We start from the raw sequence: 13,033 nt of genomic DNA, 5'->3' as shown, positions 1-13,033 counted from the left end.
TGAAGCGCGATCCGGATCGTATAAGGATGGCGGCACGCGCGGCGACGGCGCGACACGGAGAGCTTGGCTGATCGGTGTCTAAACAGTCGGGGTCGCATGCAGAAGTCGGTCGAGGATGCCAGGCCTCATAGCCTGTTCGAAGATGTATACGCGTTGGTCGTCGGCTGTGTGCTGATCGTCCTGGGGTTGTTGCTGTTGCGTGCCGCGGGGCTGACGACCGGGGGGATCGCTGGGCTCTCGCTGCTCTTCTCTTATCTACTGCCGGTGCCGGTCGGCCTGCTGTTCGCGCTGATCAACCTGCCCTTCTTCCTGTTCGCCGGCCGGGTGATGGGGCGGCGGTTCATGATCAAAACGGTGCTGCTCAACCTCGGGATCGTCATCACCGCCGGACTGGCGCCGGAGGTCTTCCGTTTGGCCACGATCGCGCCGCCGGTCGCCGCGTTCGCGGGCGGCATGGTGATCGGCATGGGCACGCTGTCCGTCGCGCGGCATGGCGCCGGCGTCGGCGGTATCGGCGTGATCGGGCTTTGGCTGCAGCAACGCCATGGCTGGAATGCGGGCCGCACCCAGATCCTGTTCGATGCCGTCATCCTGGGCGCGTCGCTGACCGTGCTGTCGCCCGAGGCGTTCATCTGGTCGATGCTCAGCGCCGCCGCGATCAGCGGCATCCTGATGGCCTGGCACCGCCCCGGCCGCTACACCGGCTATTGAACCCCCGGCCTGCCCGCTCAGCTCGGGCGTTCGGCGAGCAGGCTGCGGACGAGCGGCTGCATGCGCGCGTCGAACTCGGCGAGCACGGGGTGCGATTCCACCGTGTCGTAATGGGTGACCAGCGTCTCGCCATTCCACAGGTGCAGCGCATAGGCCGGCGGATCGGCGATGATCATCGGGCGCTCGTCGGGTCGGTCCGGATCGATCGGCGCGAGGTCGAGCGCGACCTGCGGCGCAGTCGACGGGCAGACCGACACCGTCGTGCCGCGCCAGCCGACCGTCACCGGCCGGTGCAGATGCCCGCAGATCACCGCGCGCACCTGCGGCTGCCCCGCGATCGCCGCGGCGAAGCGCTGCACCCACGGCTCTTCCTCGTGCGTCGCCATCCAGGCGATGCCGACATCGACCGGCGGATGATGCATGATGATCGCCACCGGATCCGCCGGACGTTCCGCCAGCCGTGCCGCCAGCCACGCGGCGCGCGTTTCGCAGAATGCGCCGCCATGGCGCCCTTCTTCCAGCGTATCGATCACGATCAGCCGCAGCGATCCGGCGTCATGCTCATACTGGTAGAAACCGTCGACCGGCGCGATCTCCCCGAAGACGGCACCGAAATTCTCCCGGACGTCATGATTACCGAGGCAGGACAGGATCGGGATCGGAAAGGCGTCGAACGCCTCGCGCAGACGCAGATAGCTGTCCAGGTCGCCGCGATCGACGAGGTCGCCCGTTGCGAGAACGAGATCGGGCAAGGGCGACATGGCCAGCAATGCAGCGAAGGTGCGATCCAGCCTCTGCCGGTTGAACTCCCCGGGATTGTCGGGATCGAACCCGAGATGGATGTCGGTGATCTGCGCGATCAGCACCGCTCCGGCCTTCCTGCGCGCGGGCGTCTGCATACCCACCGCCCAATGCGATTCGTGGATCCGGCTCGCCGTCAAGGGATCGGGGTTGAACACCGATTCCTTCATCGATCCGGTCAGCGGCGCGCGACCGGAACGGCGCGCGGCTGCCTCCGCCCCTTGCGGCTGTCGCGGGTCAACGTGCTCACCCATGGCGCACCATCGTCGGCGTGATAATCGTGGCACATCGCGCAGCTCGACGGCACCTCGGCGCGCGCCTGCTCCCCGCCATGGCAGGTCCGGCAGGATTTGATGTCGGGCAGCAGCAGATCGCCGGCGCTGCGCGAAGCCGTCGCCTTGGTGTGGCAGCTCTCGCATTTCTCGGCCTTGTGCGCTTCATGGTCGAACCAGCCCTTCTGCATGTAGCGCATCGGCTGCACGACATCGCCCACATTGAACCCGACGACGCTCGGGCCGCGGGCCTGCGTCACCACGTGGCAGTCGTAGCAGGCGCCACCGGGCGAGAAAACGGCGCGTATCGCGTCTTCCGCGCGCGCCGGACGCTGCAGCACGGCGGAAGCGAAGATGCTCTGGGTGCGGCTGGCCTGGTAATCACCGGGCAGGCGGCGGGCCTGGCCGCCGAGATTGATGGGGCGCACGGGGCCCGTCGAGCGATACAGCGCGCGGAGATCGGCGGCGACCTGCTGCGGTTCGCCATGCCTCAGGGTGCGCACCGTCCCGCCGATCGAATCGAACGCCAGACTGTGGCACATGCCGCAGCTCTGCTCCATTTCGACCGGGCGGAAGCGCACGCCATCCGGCGTGGCCTTGTGGCAGTCCTTGCACTGGAGAGACGCGCCGAAGCCGAATTCGCCGGCCATCGTCTGCCCCATCCGGGCGACGCCCCCGGTCTTCGACATGTGCAGCGCGTGCGGGAACTTCAGCCCGTTATTCTCGCGGGGCGCATCGGCCAGCGACACCCGGCGCAGCAGCGGCTTGTCACCCGGCTGCACCACCACCGCGGGGTGGAATTCGGGATGCGCGGTGCCGAAATCCGCTGCGTTCAAGAGCTTCGTGTCCTTCAGGCGCGTATTGAGGCTGCCGTGGCAGTCGGCGCAGAATTTCTGCGCCGTTGGCTGCATAGGCCCAGCGCCCTCATGTTCGGTGTGACATTCGACACAGCTCCCCTCGGGAACGTTGAATGCCACCTTGAACTGATGCTGTATCTGCCCGCCCAGGCCCGGGGGGGCCTTCGCGTTCGCCAGCCGCGCCGCCGGCGCGTGGTCGTGCGTGTCCTCATGGCAGGCGATGCATGACTCGTCCCGCACCGATTCGAACGCATTGACGTGGCACGCCTGACAGTCCTTCTCGAGGCTCTTGTGCGCGAGCGAGAGCTTGCCGGATTCCCACATTTTGTCGCCGTGGAAGGTCTTCGGGCGCTCGGCGACGCCCTTGTAGGTGACGTAGCTGTAGATCGGCCAGGCGAGGAACACCGCCAGCACCAGGAGGATATAGCCATAGGCGCTCAACCGCTTGCCGGGCAGAAGCGACTGCAGCGTGAACACCTTCGAGCGGTCACGATCCTCGGCCGAGTCGGAGACGGCCTCGATCCGCTCCACCGCGAACAGCGGGCGCCCGTCCACGCTCGAGAGAGTCAGCCGGTGGCTGCCGAAGCGCAACTCGGCGCCGCGCCCGGCATCGACCTCCTCGCGCATCGTCGGCCGGCCTTCGATCTCGAAGCCCAGGCCGCCGATCGATTCGATCAGCAGCCGCTGGCCGCCCAACGCGGTGACGCGGGCATGCTGCCGGTCGACCGCAAGATCGGGCAGCGGGATGCCATTCTCTGCGCCACGGCCGATGACGAGCGAATCGCCTTCGACCAACGCGTCGCGGACGATCTCCCGCCCATCGGCGGTGCGCGAAATCTGGCGGACGACAAAGGTCAAGCGGGCCTCACCAGTAGAAGAAGACGCTGACGATGTGCGCTGAGAGCGCGGCGAGCAGTGCGAAGGTCATCGGCACGTGGACGTAGAGCCAGATCTCCAGCAGCGCCTTGAGCTTGGCGTGCCTGCGCATTCGCGCGAGCATCGCCTGCTTGCGTTCGAACAGGGCATCGATCTTCTCCAGGGGATCGTCCGCAATCCTTGCGCGGTAGGCGGTGTCCCGGCGCAGTTCGATATGCGCGCTGCGCGTGGCACAGCGCGGATATCGGCCGCCGAGGCGGGTCAGGATGCCGCCCTTGAGCGGATCATCGTCGAGCGACATCTGAACGAGCGCCGCGTGGCGCTGCTCGAGCGGTTGCGCGGCATCGTAAAGCTGGCGGTCGATCGACTTGAGCGCGTCGAGCATCTGCGGCTCGGTCATTTCGTCGCGGTTGGTGCTCAGCCGTTCGGGCAGAACCGCATAGGCGCCGATGCCGAACAGGCCCGAGAGGATGACGAGCATCATCAGCGCCCATGCCAGGGTGTGAACGTTCCAGCCGAGCTGAAAGCCGGTGTGCAGCGTGCCGATGACGATCAGGCTGAGCCCGAGATAGATGTGCGCAGACGTCCACGCCTTCAGCGACCATCGCCCCGCCGTCATCGCGCGCTTGCGCACGCCCAGCATCGTCAGCCACAGGATCATCAGCACGCCGACGGTGCCGAGCGTATAGCCATACCAGCTGCCACCATTGTGCCGCGGCGTGACGTCGATCAGGAAATAGACCGCGATCACCAGCACGCACAGGCCGGTCGCGATCTTCGCCCATAGAAAATTCCGGTGCCGGATGAAGCCGTCGTGCAGCGATTGGGCGCGCGCCCTTTTCGGCGCGGCGCGCATGGCGCGCGGCATACGGTCGGGCTTGGATGCCATCAGTTCACCCCCTGCGGCACGATAGCGGAGATGGCGTGCCAGCGCCGGCCCGCCTCATGCTCGGTCGTTCCGTCACTGCCTGCCCCCCGTTCGCCATCAGCTGCTTTCCCGCTGCAGCCGTGCGATCGAGAGAAAATCGTCGGGCGCAACCCGGATCGCGGCGCCGGTCGGACAGGCGCGCACGCATGCGGGGCCACCGGTTATGCCGGCGCACATGTCGCACTTGATCGCCTTCTTGGGCTTTTCGGCCGCCGGATCGGAATGCTTGTAGGACCAAGCCTTGCTCGGCTCGCCGGGCCCGGGGCCGGTGCCGAGGAACAGCCAGCTGAGCAATGACGGCTTGGGTGGCGGCGTGCTGTCCATCCGTATCACGCCATAGGGGCAGTTGCGCTGGCAGTTGCCGCAGCCGATGCAGCTGTCGTCGATATAGACTTCGCCGTCCTGCCCGCGGTGCAGCGCGTTGGGCGGGCAATCGGCCATGCAGTGCGGATGCTCGCAATGCCGGCAACTCGTCGGCACGTGGAGGTGCGCATAGGTCTTGCCCGCCTCACGATCGAGGCGGCTCAGGCCGTCATGGCTGTCCGCGCAGGCCTTTTCGCAATTGTCGCAGCCGACGCACAGATTCTCGTCGATCAGCAGCACATCGGTCGCCTCGCCGATGCCCTCGCCGATCAGGAAGTTGGAGACGGACGAATAGAGGTCGACCGCGCCCGAGAAACTGTCCTTCGAGGCCTCGATATAGGCGTTGACGTCCTGGCGCGCGGCCATGTCGCGCTTGGCCTTGGCCAGCAGGTCGGGCTTGCGGCGCAGCAGCGCCTCGAACATGTCGCCCTGCAGCTTGATGACCTCCGCCTTCACCGCCGCTTTCACCGTGGCCGTGCGCCGCCCGCCCGCGATCAGCGACATCTCGCCGACATAGGATCCGGCGGGCAGGTAGGAGAGGAACACCGGCTTGCCGCCGATCATCTTCTCGACGATCATCGAGCCCGATCGGATGACGAAGACGTCCTTGCCATCCTCCCCCTCGTTGATCACCGCCTTGCCCGCCGGGATCGTGATGATCTCCGAGGTCGCGATCACGTCGTCGAGATCGTCGGCGGTCACGCCCGATCCGAACAATTGCAGCAACTGGCGCTCGGTGGAAATCCGCGCGATCGCCTGCTTGGCCGAGGGCACGGTCGATTGCAGCTTCAGCGCCGCCGAACGCGACACCTCGACCGCGATCGTGCCCATCTTGGCGCGCACGGTGGCGCCGCGGCGGCGGCCCGAAATCAACCCGACCTCGCCGAAGATCGACCCCTTGCCGACCGTCACCTTGATGTCGGGATCGGTCGGGTTCACCTCGATGTCGACCGCGCCATCGGCGATGCCGAACAGCGAGGATCCGGGGGTGTTGCGTTCGAAGACCAGTTCGCCCGCGCGATAGGTCCGCGCCTCGCTGTCGAGCATGAACTCGCGCATCTGCAGCTGCGACATGCCGTTGAAGATCTTGATGCGGGTGCGGAGATATTCCAGCCACTCGTCGACGGAGCGCGAACCGGGCATCTCCTTGAACTTTTCGATCAGGATCGGCTCGTCGGCAGGCTTCAGCGACATATTGCCATTGATGAACTCGACGACGTCATAGCCCTGGTTCATGCAGTGCTTGATCAGCGGATAGCCTGCCAGCGCGCCGATCACATAGATGCCGGGAACCGTCGATTCGAACGTCCGCGAGAGTTCGGGATAGGATACGCGTTCGTCGCTCGTGAAGCGGATGCCCGTGCCGGCGACGCGTTCCTTCTTGCCGTCGCGCTCCTCGAACGCGGCACCGCACAATTCGACGAACCGGCGCGGCGGCGCCGATCCCATGCGCGCGATGATCCGGTCGCAGCGGACCCGCCGTTCGCCGTCGCGGGTATCGTAAGTGACCCAGCCGGGCTCCACCTTCTGCGGCGTCGTGCCGCGAAGGACGGTCACGCGCCCCGCGGCTTCGGCCGCCAGCAGCGCCTTGATGTTGGCATCCTTGGCGGTGCTGAATTCCATCGACCGGTTGACGATCGTCACGACATTCTGCTGCGCGGGATCGTCCGCCAGGCCCAGCGCATTCTCGATCCCGGCATCGCCGGCGCCGATCACGCTGATATGTTCGTCGACATAGGCCTTGGGGTTGTCGAGCGTATATTGCACGTGCGGCAGATCGCCGCCGGGCACGCGCATCAGATTGGGATTGCCCTGCGTGCCGATGCCGAGAACGACCTGCTCGGCGCGCACCGTCTCGCCACTCTTCAGCTTGAGGGCGAAATCCCCCTTGCTGCCGGTGATCGCGGTGACTTCGGCATCATATTTCACATGGATGCGGTTTTCGGCCGCCTGGCGTTCCCAGGTTCCCAGCACCGTCTCGCGCTTGCCGGCGTCGAAATCCATGTCGGAGCGCAGGACGAGCTGGGACGGCGTCGCCATCACATGCTTGCCGAGCTGGTATTTGTAGATCGTATCCGAAAGATGATCGGTCTTTTCGAGCAGCACATGGCTGATGCCGAGCTGCGCCGCACGCGCAGCCGCGCTGAGCCCCGCAGGCCCGGAGCCAACGATGGCGATCCGGTAGAGGTCGGTCACGCGCTTACACCCCTGGTACGTTGGCCGGTTTTTCTTGCGGCATCCGTTTTCGGACTGGCCGGATCGAGCGCGAACCCGAGATCACTCTACCATCTTTGGCCACGACCGCTAGACTTGGAACGTCGAAAATTCACTGGCGGGGTATGAGGATGGCATCGGAAGCGACGGCCGGGGCAGGCGCCGGGACCGCGAAGTTCGGCAGAATCGCGCTCATCCTGGCGGCGCTGGTCGCATTGGTGGCGGTGGGAATCGCGATCGCGCGCAGCCGCGGCGGCGATTCGCCGACGACCGCGCCGCCCCCCGGCGCAGCGGCGAGCCCGGCTGCTCCGGTCGGCGATGTCGATTCGATGATCGGCCAGCTCGAGGCCCGGTTGAAGCAGAACCCCGAGGATGTCGCGGGGTGGAGCCTGCTCGGCCGGTCCTTCATGGTCACCAATCGCTATGCGGAGGCGGCCACTGCCTATGACCGCGCGACCAAGCTCGCGCCCGACAATGTCGAGAACTGGTCGGCGAAGGGCGAGGCGCTGGTCTATTCGGCAGGCGACAAGGTTCCGCCCGAGGCGCTGGCAGCATTCGCCGAAGCGCTGAAGCGCGATCCCAAGGATGCGCGCGCGCGTTATTATCAGGGCGTCGACAGATATTATCGCGACGACAAGAAGGGCGCGATCGATGCGTGGCTCGCCGTGCTCGGCGACACCCCCGCCGGCGCGGACTGGGAAGCCGGGCTGCGCCAGCGCATCACCGAGGTGGCGGCCGAAGCCAAGATCGACGTTTCCGCGCGACTGGCGGCGACGCGCCCCGCAGCACCCCTGCCCTCCACCGCGACCGACGGCATTCCCGGGCCTTCGCGCGACCAGATGGCGGCGGCGACGCAGCTGCCGCCGGGACAGCAGGATGCGATGGTCAACCAGATGGTCGAGGGCCTCGAAGCGAAGCTGAAGGCCAATCCGCGCGACGAGGCCGGCTGGATCCGGCTGATGCGGTCGCGGATGGTGCTCAACCAGCCCGATCGCGCCGGCGCCGCGCTGCAATCGGGGCTGGGCGCGTTCGGCAGCGACAGCGCCGCGCAGAACCGGCTGCGCCAGTCCGCGCGCCAGCTCGGCGTGCCGGGGGCATGATCCGCGCGGCGCCGTGATGCGCCCGCGCCGCATCGTCAGCGTCGTCGGCACGCGGCCGGAAGCGATCAAGATCGCGCCGATCGCGCTTGAGGCGCGCAGGCGTCCGGGGCTCTGCCACCGCCTCGTCGCCACCGGCCAGCACCCGGCGCTGTTCGACGATGCGTTGGCGGGGTTCGGCATCGCCGCGGACGATCGCTTGCACCTCGCGCCCCCCGACGCCCCCCGAGCGGACCGGCTCGCCGCGCTGGAGGCCGGCATCGCGGCGCATCTCCACCGGCTCGCGCCCGACCTCGTCCTGGTCCAGGGCGATACCGACAGCGCCCGCGCCGCCGCCCGTGCGGCCGTCTCGCTGGGGCTCCCGATCGGCCATGTCGAGGCGGGGCTGCGCAGCGGCCGTCCCGATCGGCCCTGGCCCGAAGAACCCAACCGGCGCGAGATCGACGGCTGTGCCGCGCTGCTCTTCGCGCCGACGCCGGGCAACGCCGCCAATCTGGCCGACGTCGCGGGGATCGTCGCCGTCACCGGCAATACCGGAATCGATGCGTTGCGGATCGCGCGACCGGCACTGCCGGTGCCAGCGCCGCCGATACCGGGCCTGCGCCAGCTGCTGGTCACCTGCCACCGCCGCGAAAATCAGGGCGAACGCCTGCACGGCATCTGCGCCGCGTTGCGCCGGATCGCCGATCGCAGCGATGTGCGGCTCACGCTGCCGCTGCACCCCAATCCCGCCGTCGGCCCGGTGATCGCCGCGCGGCTCGGCGATCATCCGCGCATCCGCCTCGTCGCGCCGCTCGATCATCGCGCGATGCTCGCCGCCATTCGCGACGCCGATCTCATCCTGTCCGACAGCGGCGGCATCCAGGAAGAAGCCCCCGCCTTCGGCACGCCGCTGCTGGTGCTGCGCGCGGAGACCGAGCGCCCCGAGGCGGTGGCGGCCGGCCATTGCCGGCTCATCGGCAACCGGCCCGATCGCATCGTCGCGGAGGCCGGCCGGCTGCTCGACGATCCCGCCGCATATGCCGCGATGGCGCGGCCGGGCCTGCCCTTCGGCGCGGGCGATGCGGCGATAAAAATTCTTGATGCCATTGAACTCTGGTTTGGCGCCGCCCCCGGCAAGCACCGGCAGCGGCGCAAGCCGGCCATGTCGCCGGGCGAATCGCGCCCGCCCGCCGGCGCCTGAATACTTGCGTTGCGCCGACTTCGGGCGCATGGGCCACAATCCTTTTTCACCAACAGCGAAGACGAAAGATTATGGCGGCGAACTGGACGCCCGAGAGCTGGAAGACCTTCGAGGCTCGTCAGCTCCCCACTTATCCCGATGCGGACGCGCTGGCTTCGGCCGAGCGCGAGCTGAGCAGCTATCCCCCGCTCGTGTTTGCCGGCGAGGCACGCGATTTGACGGCGGAACTGGCGCAGGTCGCCGAGGGTAAGGCATTTCTGCTCCAGGGCGGCGATTGCGCCGAGAGCTTCGCCGAGTTTCACCCGAACAACATCCGCGACACCTTCCGCGTCATCCTGCAGATGGCGGTGGTGCTGACCTACGCCTCCAAGATGCCGGTGGTGAAGGTCGGCCGGATGGCGGGGCAGTTCGCCAAGCCGCGCTCGGCGGATATGGAAGAGGTGGGCGGCGTCGCCCTCCCCTCCTATCGCGGCGACAATGTCAACGACATCGCCTTCACGCCGGAGGGCCGCGTGCCCGATCCGCGGCGGATGGTGCGCGCCTACAGCCAGTCGGCGGCGACGCTGAACCTGCTGCGCGCCTTCGCGCAGGGCGGCTACGCCAATCTCCACCAGGTCCATGCCTGGACGCACGAGTTCATGGGCCGCAGCCCCTGGGCCAAGAAATATAGCGAGATCGCCGACCGCATCGGCGAGGCGCTGGATTTCATGGCGGCGTGCGGGATCAATCCGGAGACGGTGCCGCAGTTGAAGGGCACCAGCTTCTTCACCAGCCATGAAGCGCTGCTGCTGCCCTACGAGCAGGCGATGACCCGCCGCGATTCGCTGACCGGTGACTGGTACGACACCAGCGCGCATATGGTCTGGATCGGCGATCGCACGCGTTTCGACGGATCGGCGCATGTCGAGTTCCTGCGCGGCATCGGCAACCCGATCGGTCTCAAATGCGGGCCGAGCCTCGAGCCGGATCTGCTGCTGCGGCTGCTCGACACGCTCAACCCCGCCCGCATTCCGGGCCGCATCACGCTGATCACCCGCTATGGCCATGACAAGATCGAGGCCGGCTTGCCCAAGCTGGTGCGCGCGGTGAAGCGCGAAGGCCATCCGGTGGTGTGGAGCTGCGATCCGATGCACGGCAACGTCGTCAAGGCGGCCAATGGCTACAAGACGCGGCCGTTCGAGCGGATCCTGGGCGAGGTGCGCGGCTTCTTCGCGGTGCATCGTGCCGAGGGTACGCATGCCGGCGGCATCCATGCCGAGATGACCGGCCAGAACGTCACCGAATGCACCGGCGGCGCGATCGACGTGACCGAGCAGAGCCTTGCCGATCGGTACCACACCCATTGCGATCCGCGGCTCAACGCCGGCCAGAGCCTCGAACTGGCCTTCCTGCTGGCCGAGATGCTCAACCACGAAGTCAAGCAGCGCAGCAAGGTCGCGGCCTGACGCGCAGCCGGCGGCGGACGGATACGACGCCGCCGGATCCGCGACGCCGGGATCCGCGACGCCAGATCCGCGATAGGGATTTGCAACTTCCCACCCCGCCGTCCGTTTTCGGACGTGCGGGGATGAGGAGGTTATTCATGACCACGATTGCAACCGATGAAACGCGCAGCCTGATCGCGTCCGACAAGGTCGAGGGCACCGCCGTGTTCAACCGCGCCGGCGAACGCCTGGGCACCGTCAGCCGCTTCATGGTCGACAAGCGCTCGGGCAAGGTAGATTACGCCGTGCTGTCGTTCGGCGGCCTGTTCGGCCTCGGCCGCGACCATTATCCCCTCCCGTGGAACGTCCTGACCTACGACACCCACCGCGGCGGCTATGTGGTCGATCTCGACCCCAAGGTCCTCGAAAATGCGCCACGCTACGCCGAGGAACGCGAGCCGGCGTTCGACGAGCGCTATGGCCGCGAGCTTTACACATATTACGGCATCGCCTGGCCTTATTGAGCTGCCGGATTGATCTGCCGGAGCCTCGTCGATCTGCGGGAAGCGGCGCCGCGGGCCGATCGGCGCCACGTCGATCGGCCCGTCGTCATTTCGGCTTGACGCCACCCGGCGCGCCGACTAGGGACGCCGCTCCCGCAGCGGCCCCTTCGTCTAGCGGTCTAGGACGTCGCCCTCTCACGGCGAAAACACGGGTTCGAGTCCCGTAGGGGTCACCAGCGTCAACAGGCTGAAAATCCGCCGCGATCCTCGCTTGTTATCCGGACAACGGCAGGAAGGCGCGCCGCCGTCGCACCTCCCGTGCCGCGCACGCGATCACGCCGCCGCTTCGGCAACGTCCAGCCCCAGCGCGCGCGCGACGCCGGCTCCATAGGCGGGGTCGGCCTTCGTGCAATTGCCGACATGGCGCAGCTTCACCTCGGCGCGGGCATCGCCCATCGCGCGCGCGGTGTTGTCGAACAGCAATTGCTGCTGCGCGTGAGACATCAGCCGGAAGAGATTGCCCGGCTGTTCGTAATGATCGTCGTCGACGCGATGATCCCAATGATCGGCCGGATTGCCGTCGAGCGCGAGCGGGGGCTCGCGATGGTCGGGGGTGTCGCCGATCCATGCACCCTTGCTGTTGGGCCAGTAGGACGGCTTGCCGCCGGCGTTGCCGTCCACCCGCATCATACCGTCGCGGTGATAGCTGCGCACGGGGCATCGGGCCGCGTTGACCGGGATATGGTCATGGTTCACGCCCAGCCGATAGCGCGCGGCGTCGGGATAGGAGAAGAGCCGCGCCTGCAGCATCCTGTCGGGCGAGAAGCCTATGCCGGGAACGATGTTGGCGGGCGAGAAGGACGCCTGCTCCACCTCGGCGAAGAAATTGTCGGGATAGCGGTTGAGCTCGATCTCGCCGACCTCGATCAGCGGATAGTCCCCTTTGGGCCAGACCTTGGTGAGATCGAACGGGTTGTGCCGATGCGCCTTGGCCTGCGCGTCGGTCATCACCTGGATGAACAGGGTCCATCTGGGGAAAGTGCCGCCGTCGATCGCTTCCAGCAGATCGCGGCCGTGCGTTTCGCGATCGCCGGCCACCAGCGCCGCGGCGGCCTCGTCGCTCAGATTCTCGATGCCCTGCTGCGTGCGGAAGTGGAACTTCACCCACACGCGCCGATTGGCCGCATCGATCAGCGAATAGGTGTGGCTGCCGAAGCCGTGCATGTGACGGAAGCTCTTCGGAATGCCGCGATCGGACATCACGATGGTCACCTGATGCAAGGCCTCGGGCAGCAGCGACCAGAAATCCCAATTGCTGTCGGCGGATCGCAGCCCGGTGCGCGGATCGCGCTTGATCGCGTGGTTGAGATCGGGAAAGCGCAGCGGATCGCGGAAGAAGAAGACCGGGGTGTTGTTCCCCACCAGATCCCAATTGCCTTCCTCGGTGTAGAATTTCAGCGCGAAGCCGCGAATGTCGCGTTCCGCATCCGCTGCGCCGCGTTCGCCGGCAACGCTGGAAAAGCGCATGAACAGGTCGGTCGTCTTGCCGACCTCCGAAAAGATCTTCGCCCTGGTGAAGCGGGTGATGTCGTGCGTCACGGTGAAGCTGCCATAGGCGCCCCATCCCTTCGCGTGCATCCGGCGCTCGGGTATCACCTCGCGATCGAAATGGGCGAGCTTCTCGATCAGCCAGATATCCTGGAGCAGTGCAGGACCGCGTGGCCCGGCCGTCTGGATGTTCAGATTGTCGACGACCGGGGCGCCGGAGGCATGCGTGAGCGGCGGCTGTTCGGACATGGCGGAG

10 protein-coding genes and 1 tRNA gene are annotated in these 13,033 nt (G+C 67.1%); 6 read left to right on the top strand and 5 right to left on the bottom strand.

Annotation, left to right across the window (positions count from 1 at the left end; translation table 11 throughout):
* Nucleotides 1-96 precede the first annotated feature (96 nt).
* A complete protein-coding gene (locus tag NX02_RS10440) occupies nucleotides 97-711 on the top strand; it encodes a YitT family protein (protein ID WP_025292141.1) in 615 nt (204 codons plus the stop codon).
* A 17-nt stretch (nucleotides 712-728) separates the two neighbouring features.
* Here NX02_RS10440 and NX02_RS10435 read toward each other — a convergent pair whose 3' ends face one another.
* The 4 genes from NX02_RS10435 to NX02_RS10420 all read right to left on the bottom strand — a co-directional run bounded on the left by NX02_RS10435 (nucleotide 729) and on the right by NX02_RS10420 (nucleotide 7,004).
* Entirely contained in the window at nucleotides 729-1,577 is an 849-nt protein-coding gene (locus tag NX02_RS10435) for a phosphodiesterase (protein WP_025292140.1), read from the bottom strand.
* Nucleotides 1,578-1,690: 113 nt separating this feature from the next.
* Nucleotides 1,691-3,499, bottom strand: a complete 1,809-nt coding sequence (locus NX02_RS10430; RefSeq protein ID WP_025292139.1) for a cytochrome c3 family protein — start codon at nucleotides 3,497-3,499, stop codon at nucleotides 1,691-1,693.
* A 7-nt stretch (nucleotides 3,500-3,506) separates the two neighbouring features.
* Entirely contained in the window at nucleotides 3,507-4,406 is a 900-nt protein-coding gene (locus tag NX02_RS10425) for a hypothetical protein (protein ID WP_025292138.1), read from the bottom strand.
* 96 nt (nucleotides 4,407-4,502) lie between these two features.
* On the bottom strand, nucleotides 4,503-7,004 hold the full coding sequence (locus NX02_RS10420; protein WP_025292137.1) for a cyclic nucleotide-binding domain-containing protein: 2,502 nt from the start codon (nucleotides 7,002-7,004) through the stop codon (nucleotides 4,503-4,505).
* Between the two features lie 149 nt (nucleotides 7,005-7,153).
* On the opposite strand from NX02_RS10420, the gene NX02_RS10415 reads away from it, so the two are divergent.
* The 5 genes from NX02_RS10415 (at nucleotide 7,154) to NX02_RS10395 (ending at nucleotide 11,465) form a co-directional block, all read left to right on the top strand.
* Nucleotides 7,154-8,122, top strand: a complete 969-nt coding sequence (locus NX02_RS10415; RefSeq protein WP_053000628.1) for a tetratricopeptide repeat protein — start codon at nucleotides 7,154-7,156, stop codon at nucleotides 8,120-8,122.
* 16 nt (nucleotides 8,123-8,138) lie between these two features.
* Entirely contained in the window at nucleotides 8,139-9,302 is a 1,164-nt protein-coding gene (gene wecB / locus NX02_RS10410; protein ID WP_047099771.1) for a non-hydrolyzing UDP-N-acetylglucosamine 2-epimerase, read from the top strand.
* Between the two features lie 71 nt (nucleotides 9,303-9,373).
* Nucleotides 9,374-10,747, top strand: coding sequence for a class II 3-deoxy-7-phosphoheptulonate synthase (locus tag NX02_RS10405; protein WP_025292134.1), 1,374 nt, complete (start codon nucleotides 9,374-9,376; stop codon nucleotides 10,745-10,747).
* Nucleotides 10,748-10,884: 137 nt separating this feature from the next.
* Complete coding sequence (locus NX02_RS10400; RefSeq protein ID WP_025292133.1) at nucleotides 10,885-11,250, top strand: PRC-barrel domain-containing protein; 366 nt, start codon at nucleotides 10,885-10,887, stop codon at nucleotides 11,248-11,250.
* A 139-nt stretch (nucleotides 11,251-11,389) separates the two neighbouring features.
* Nucleotides 11,390-11,465: transfer RNA gene (locus NX02_RS10395), tRNA-Glu, on the top strand.
* Nucleotides 11,466-11,562: 97 nt separating this feature from the next.
* Here NX02_RS10395 and NX02_RS10390 read toward each other — a convergent pair.
* Complete coding sequence (locus NX02_RS10390) at nucleotides 11,563-13,026, bottom strand: catalase (RefSeq protein ID WP_025292132.1); 1,464 nt, start codon at nucleotides 13,024-13,026, stop codon at nucleotides 11,563-11,565.
* Between the last annotated feature and the right edge of the window lie 7 nt (nucleotides 13,027-13,033).

This window comes from Sphingomonas sanxanigenens DSM 19645 = NX02 (assembly GCF_000512205.2).
GTDB lineage: Bacteria > Pseudomonadota > Alphaproteobacteria > Sphingomonadales > Sphingomonadaceae > Sphingomonas_D > Sphingomonas_D sanxanigenens.
The sequence above is the reverse complement of the archived record's forward strand: the minus strand, read 5'-3'. Positions and strand labels throughout refer to the sequence as shown.

What these genes read in the sequence shown, in the direction of transcription:
- NX02_RS10440 (WP_025292141.1), top strand. Translation starts at nt 97, where the DNA reads ATGCAGAAGTCGGTCGAGGATGCCAGGCCTCATAGCCTGTTCGAAGAT.
- NX02_RS10390 (WP_025292132.1), bottom strand. Translation starts at nt 13,026, where the DNA reads ATGTCCGAACAGCCGCCGCTCACGCATGCCTCCGGCGCCCCGGTCGTC.
- wecB (WP_047099771.1), top strand. Translation starts at nt 8,139, where the DNA reads ATGCGCCCGCGCCGCATCGTCAGCGTCGTCGGCACGCGGCCGGAAGCG.
- NX02_RS10400 (WP_025292133.1), top strand. Translation starts at nt 10,885, where the DNA reads ATGACCACGATTGCAACCGATGAAACGCGCAGCCTGATCGCGTCCGAC.
- NX02_RS10415 (WP_053000628.1), top strand. Translation starts at nt 7,154, where the DNA reads ATGGCATCGGAAGCGACGGCCGGGGCAGGCGCCGGGACCGCGAAGTTC.
- NX02_RS10405 (WP_025292134.1), top strand. Translation starts at nt 9,374, where the DNA reads ATGGCGGCGAACTGGACGCCCGAGAGCTGGAAGACCTTCGAGGCTCGT.
- NX02_RS10425 (WP_025292138.1), bottom strand. Translation starts at nt 4,406, where the DNA reads ATGGCATCCAAGCCCGACCGTATGCCGCGCGCCATGCGCGCCGCGCCG.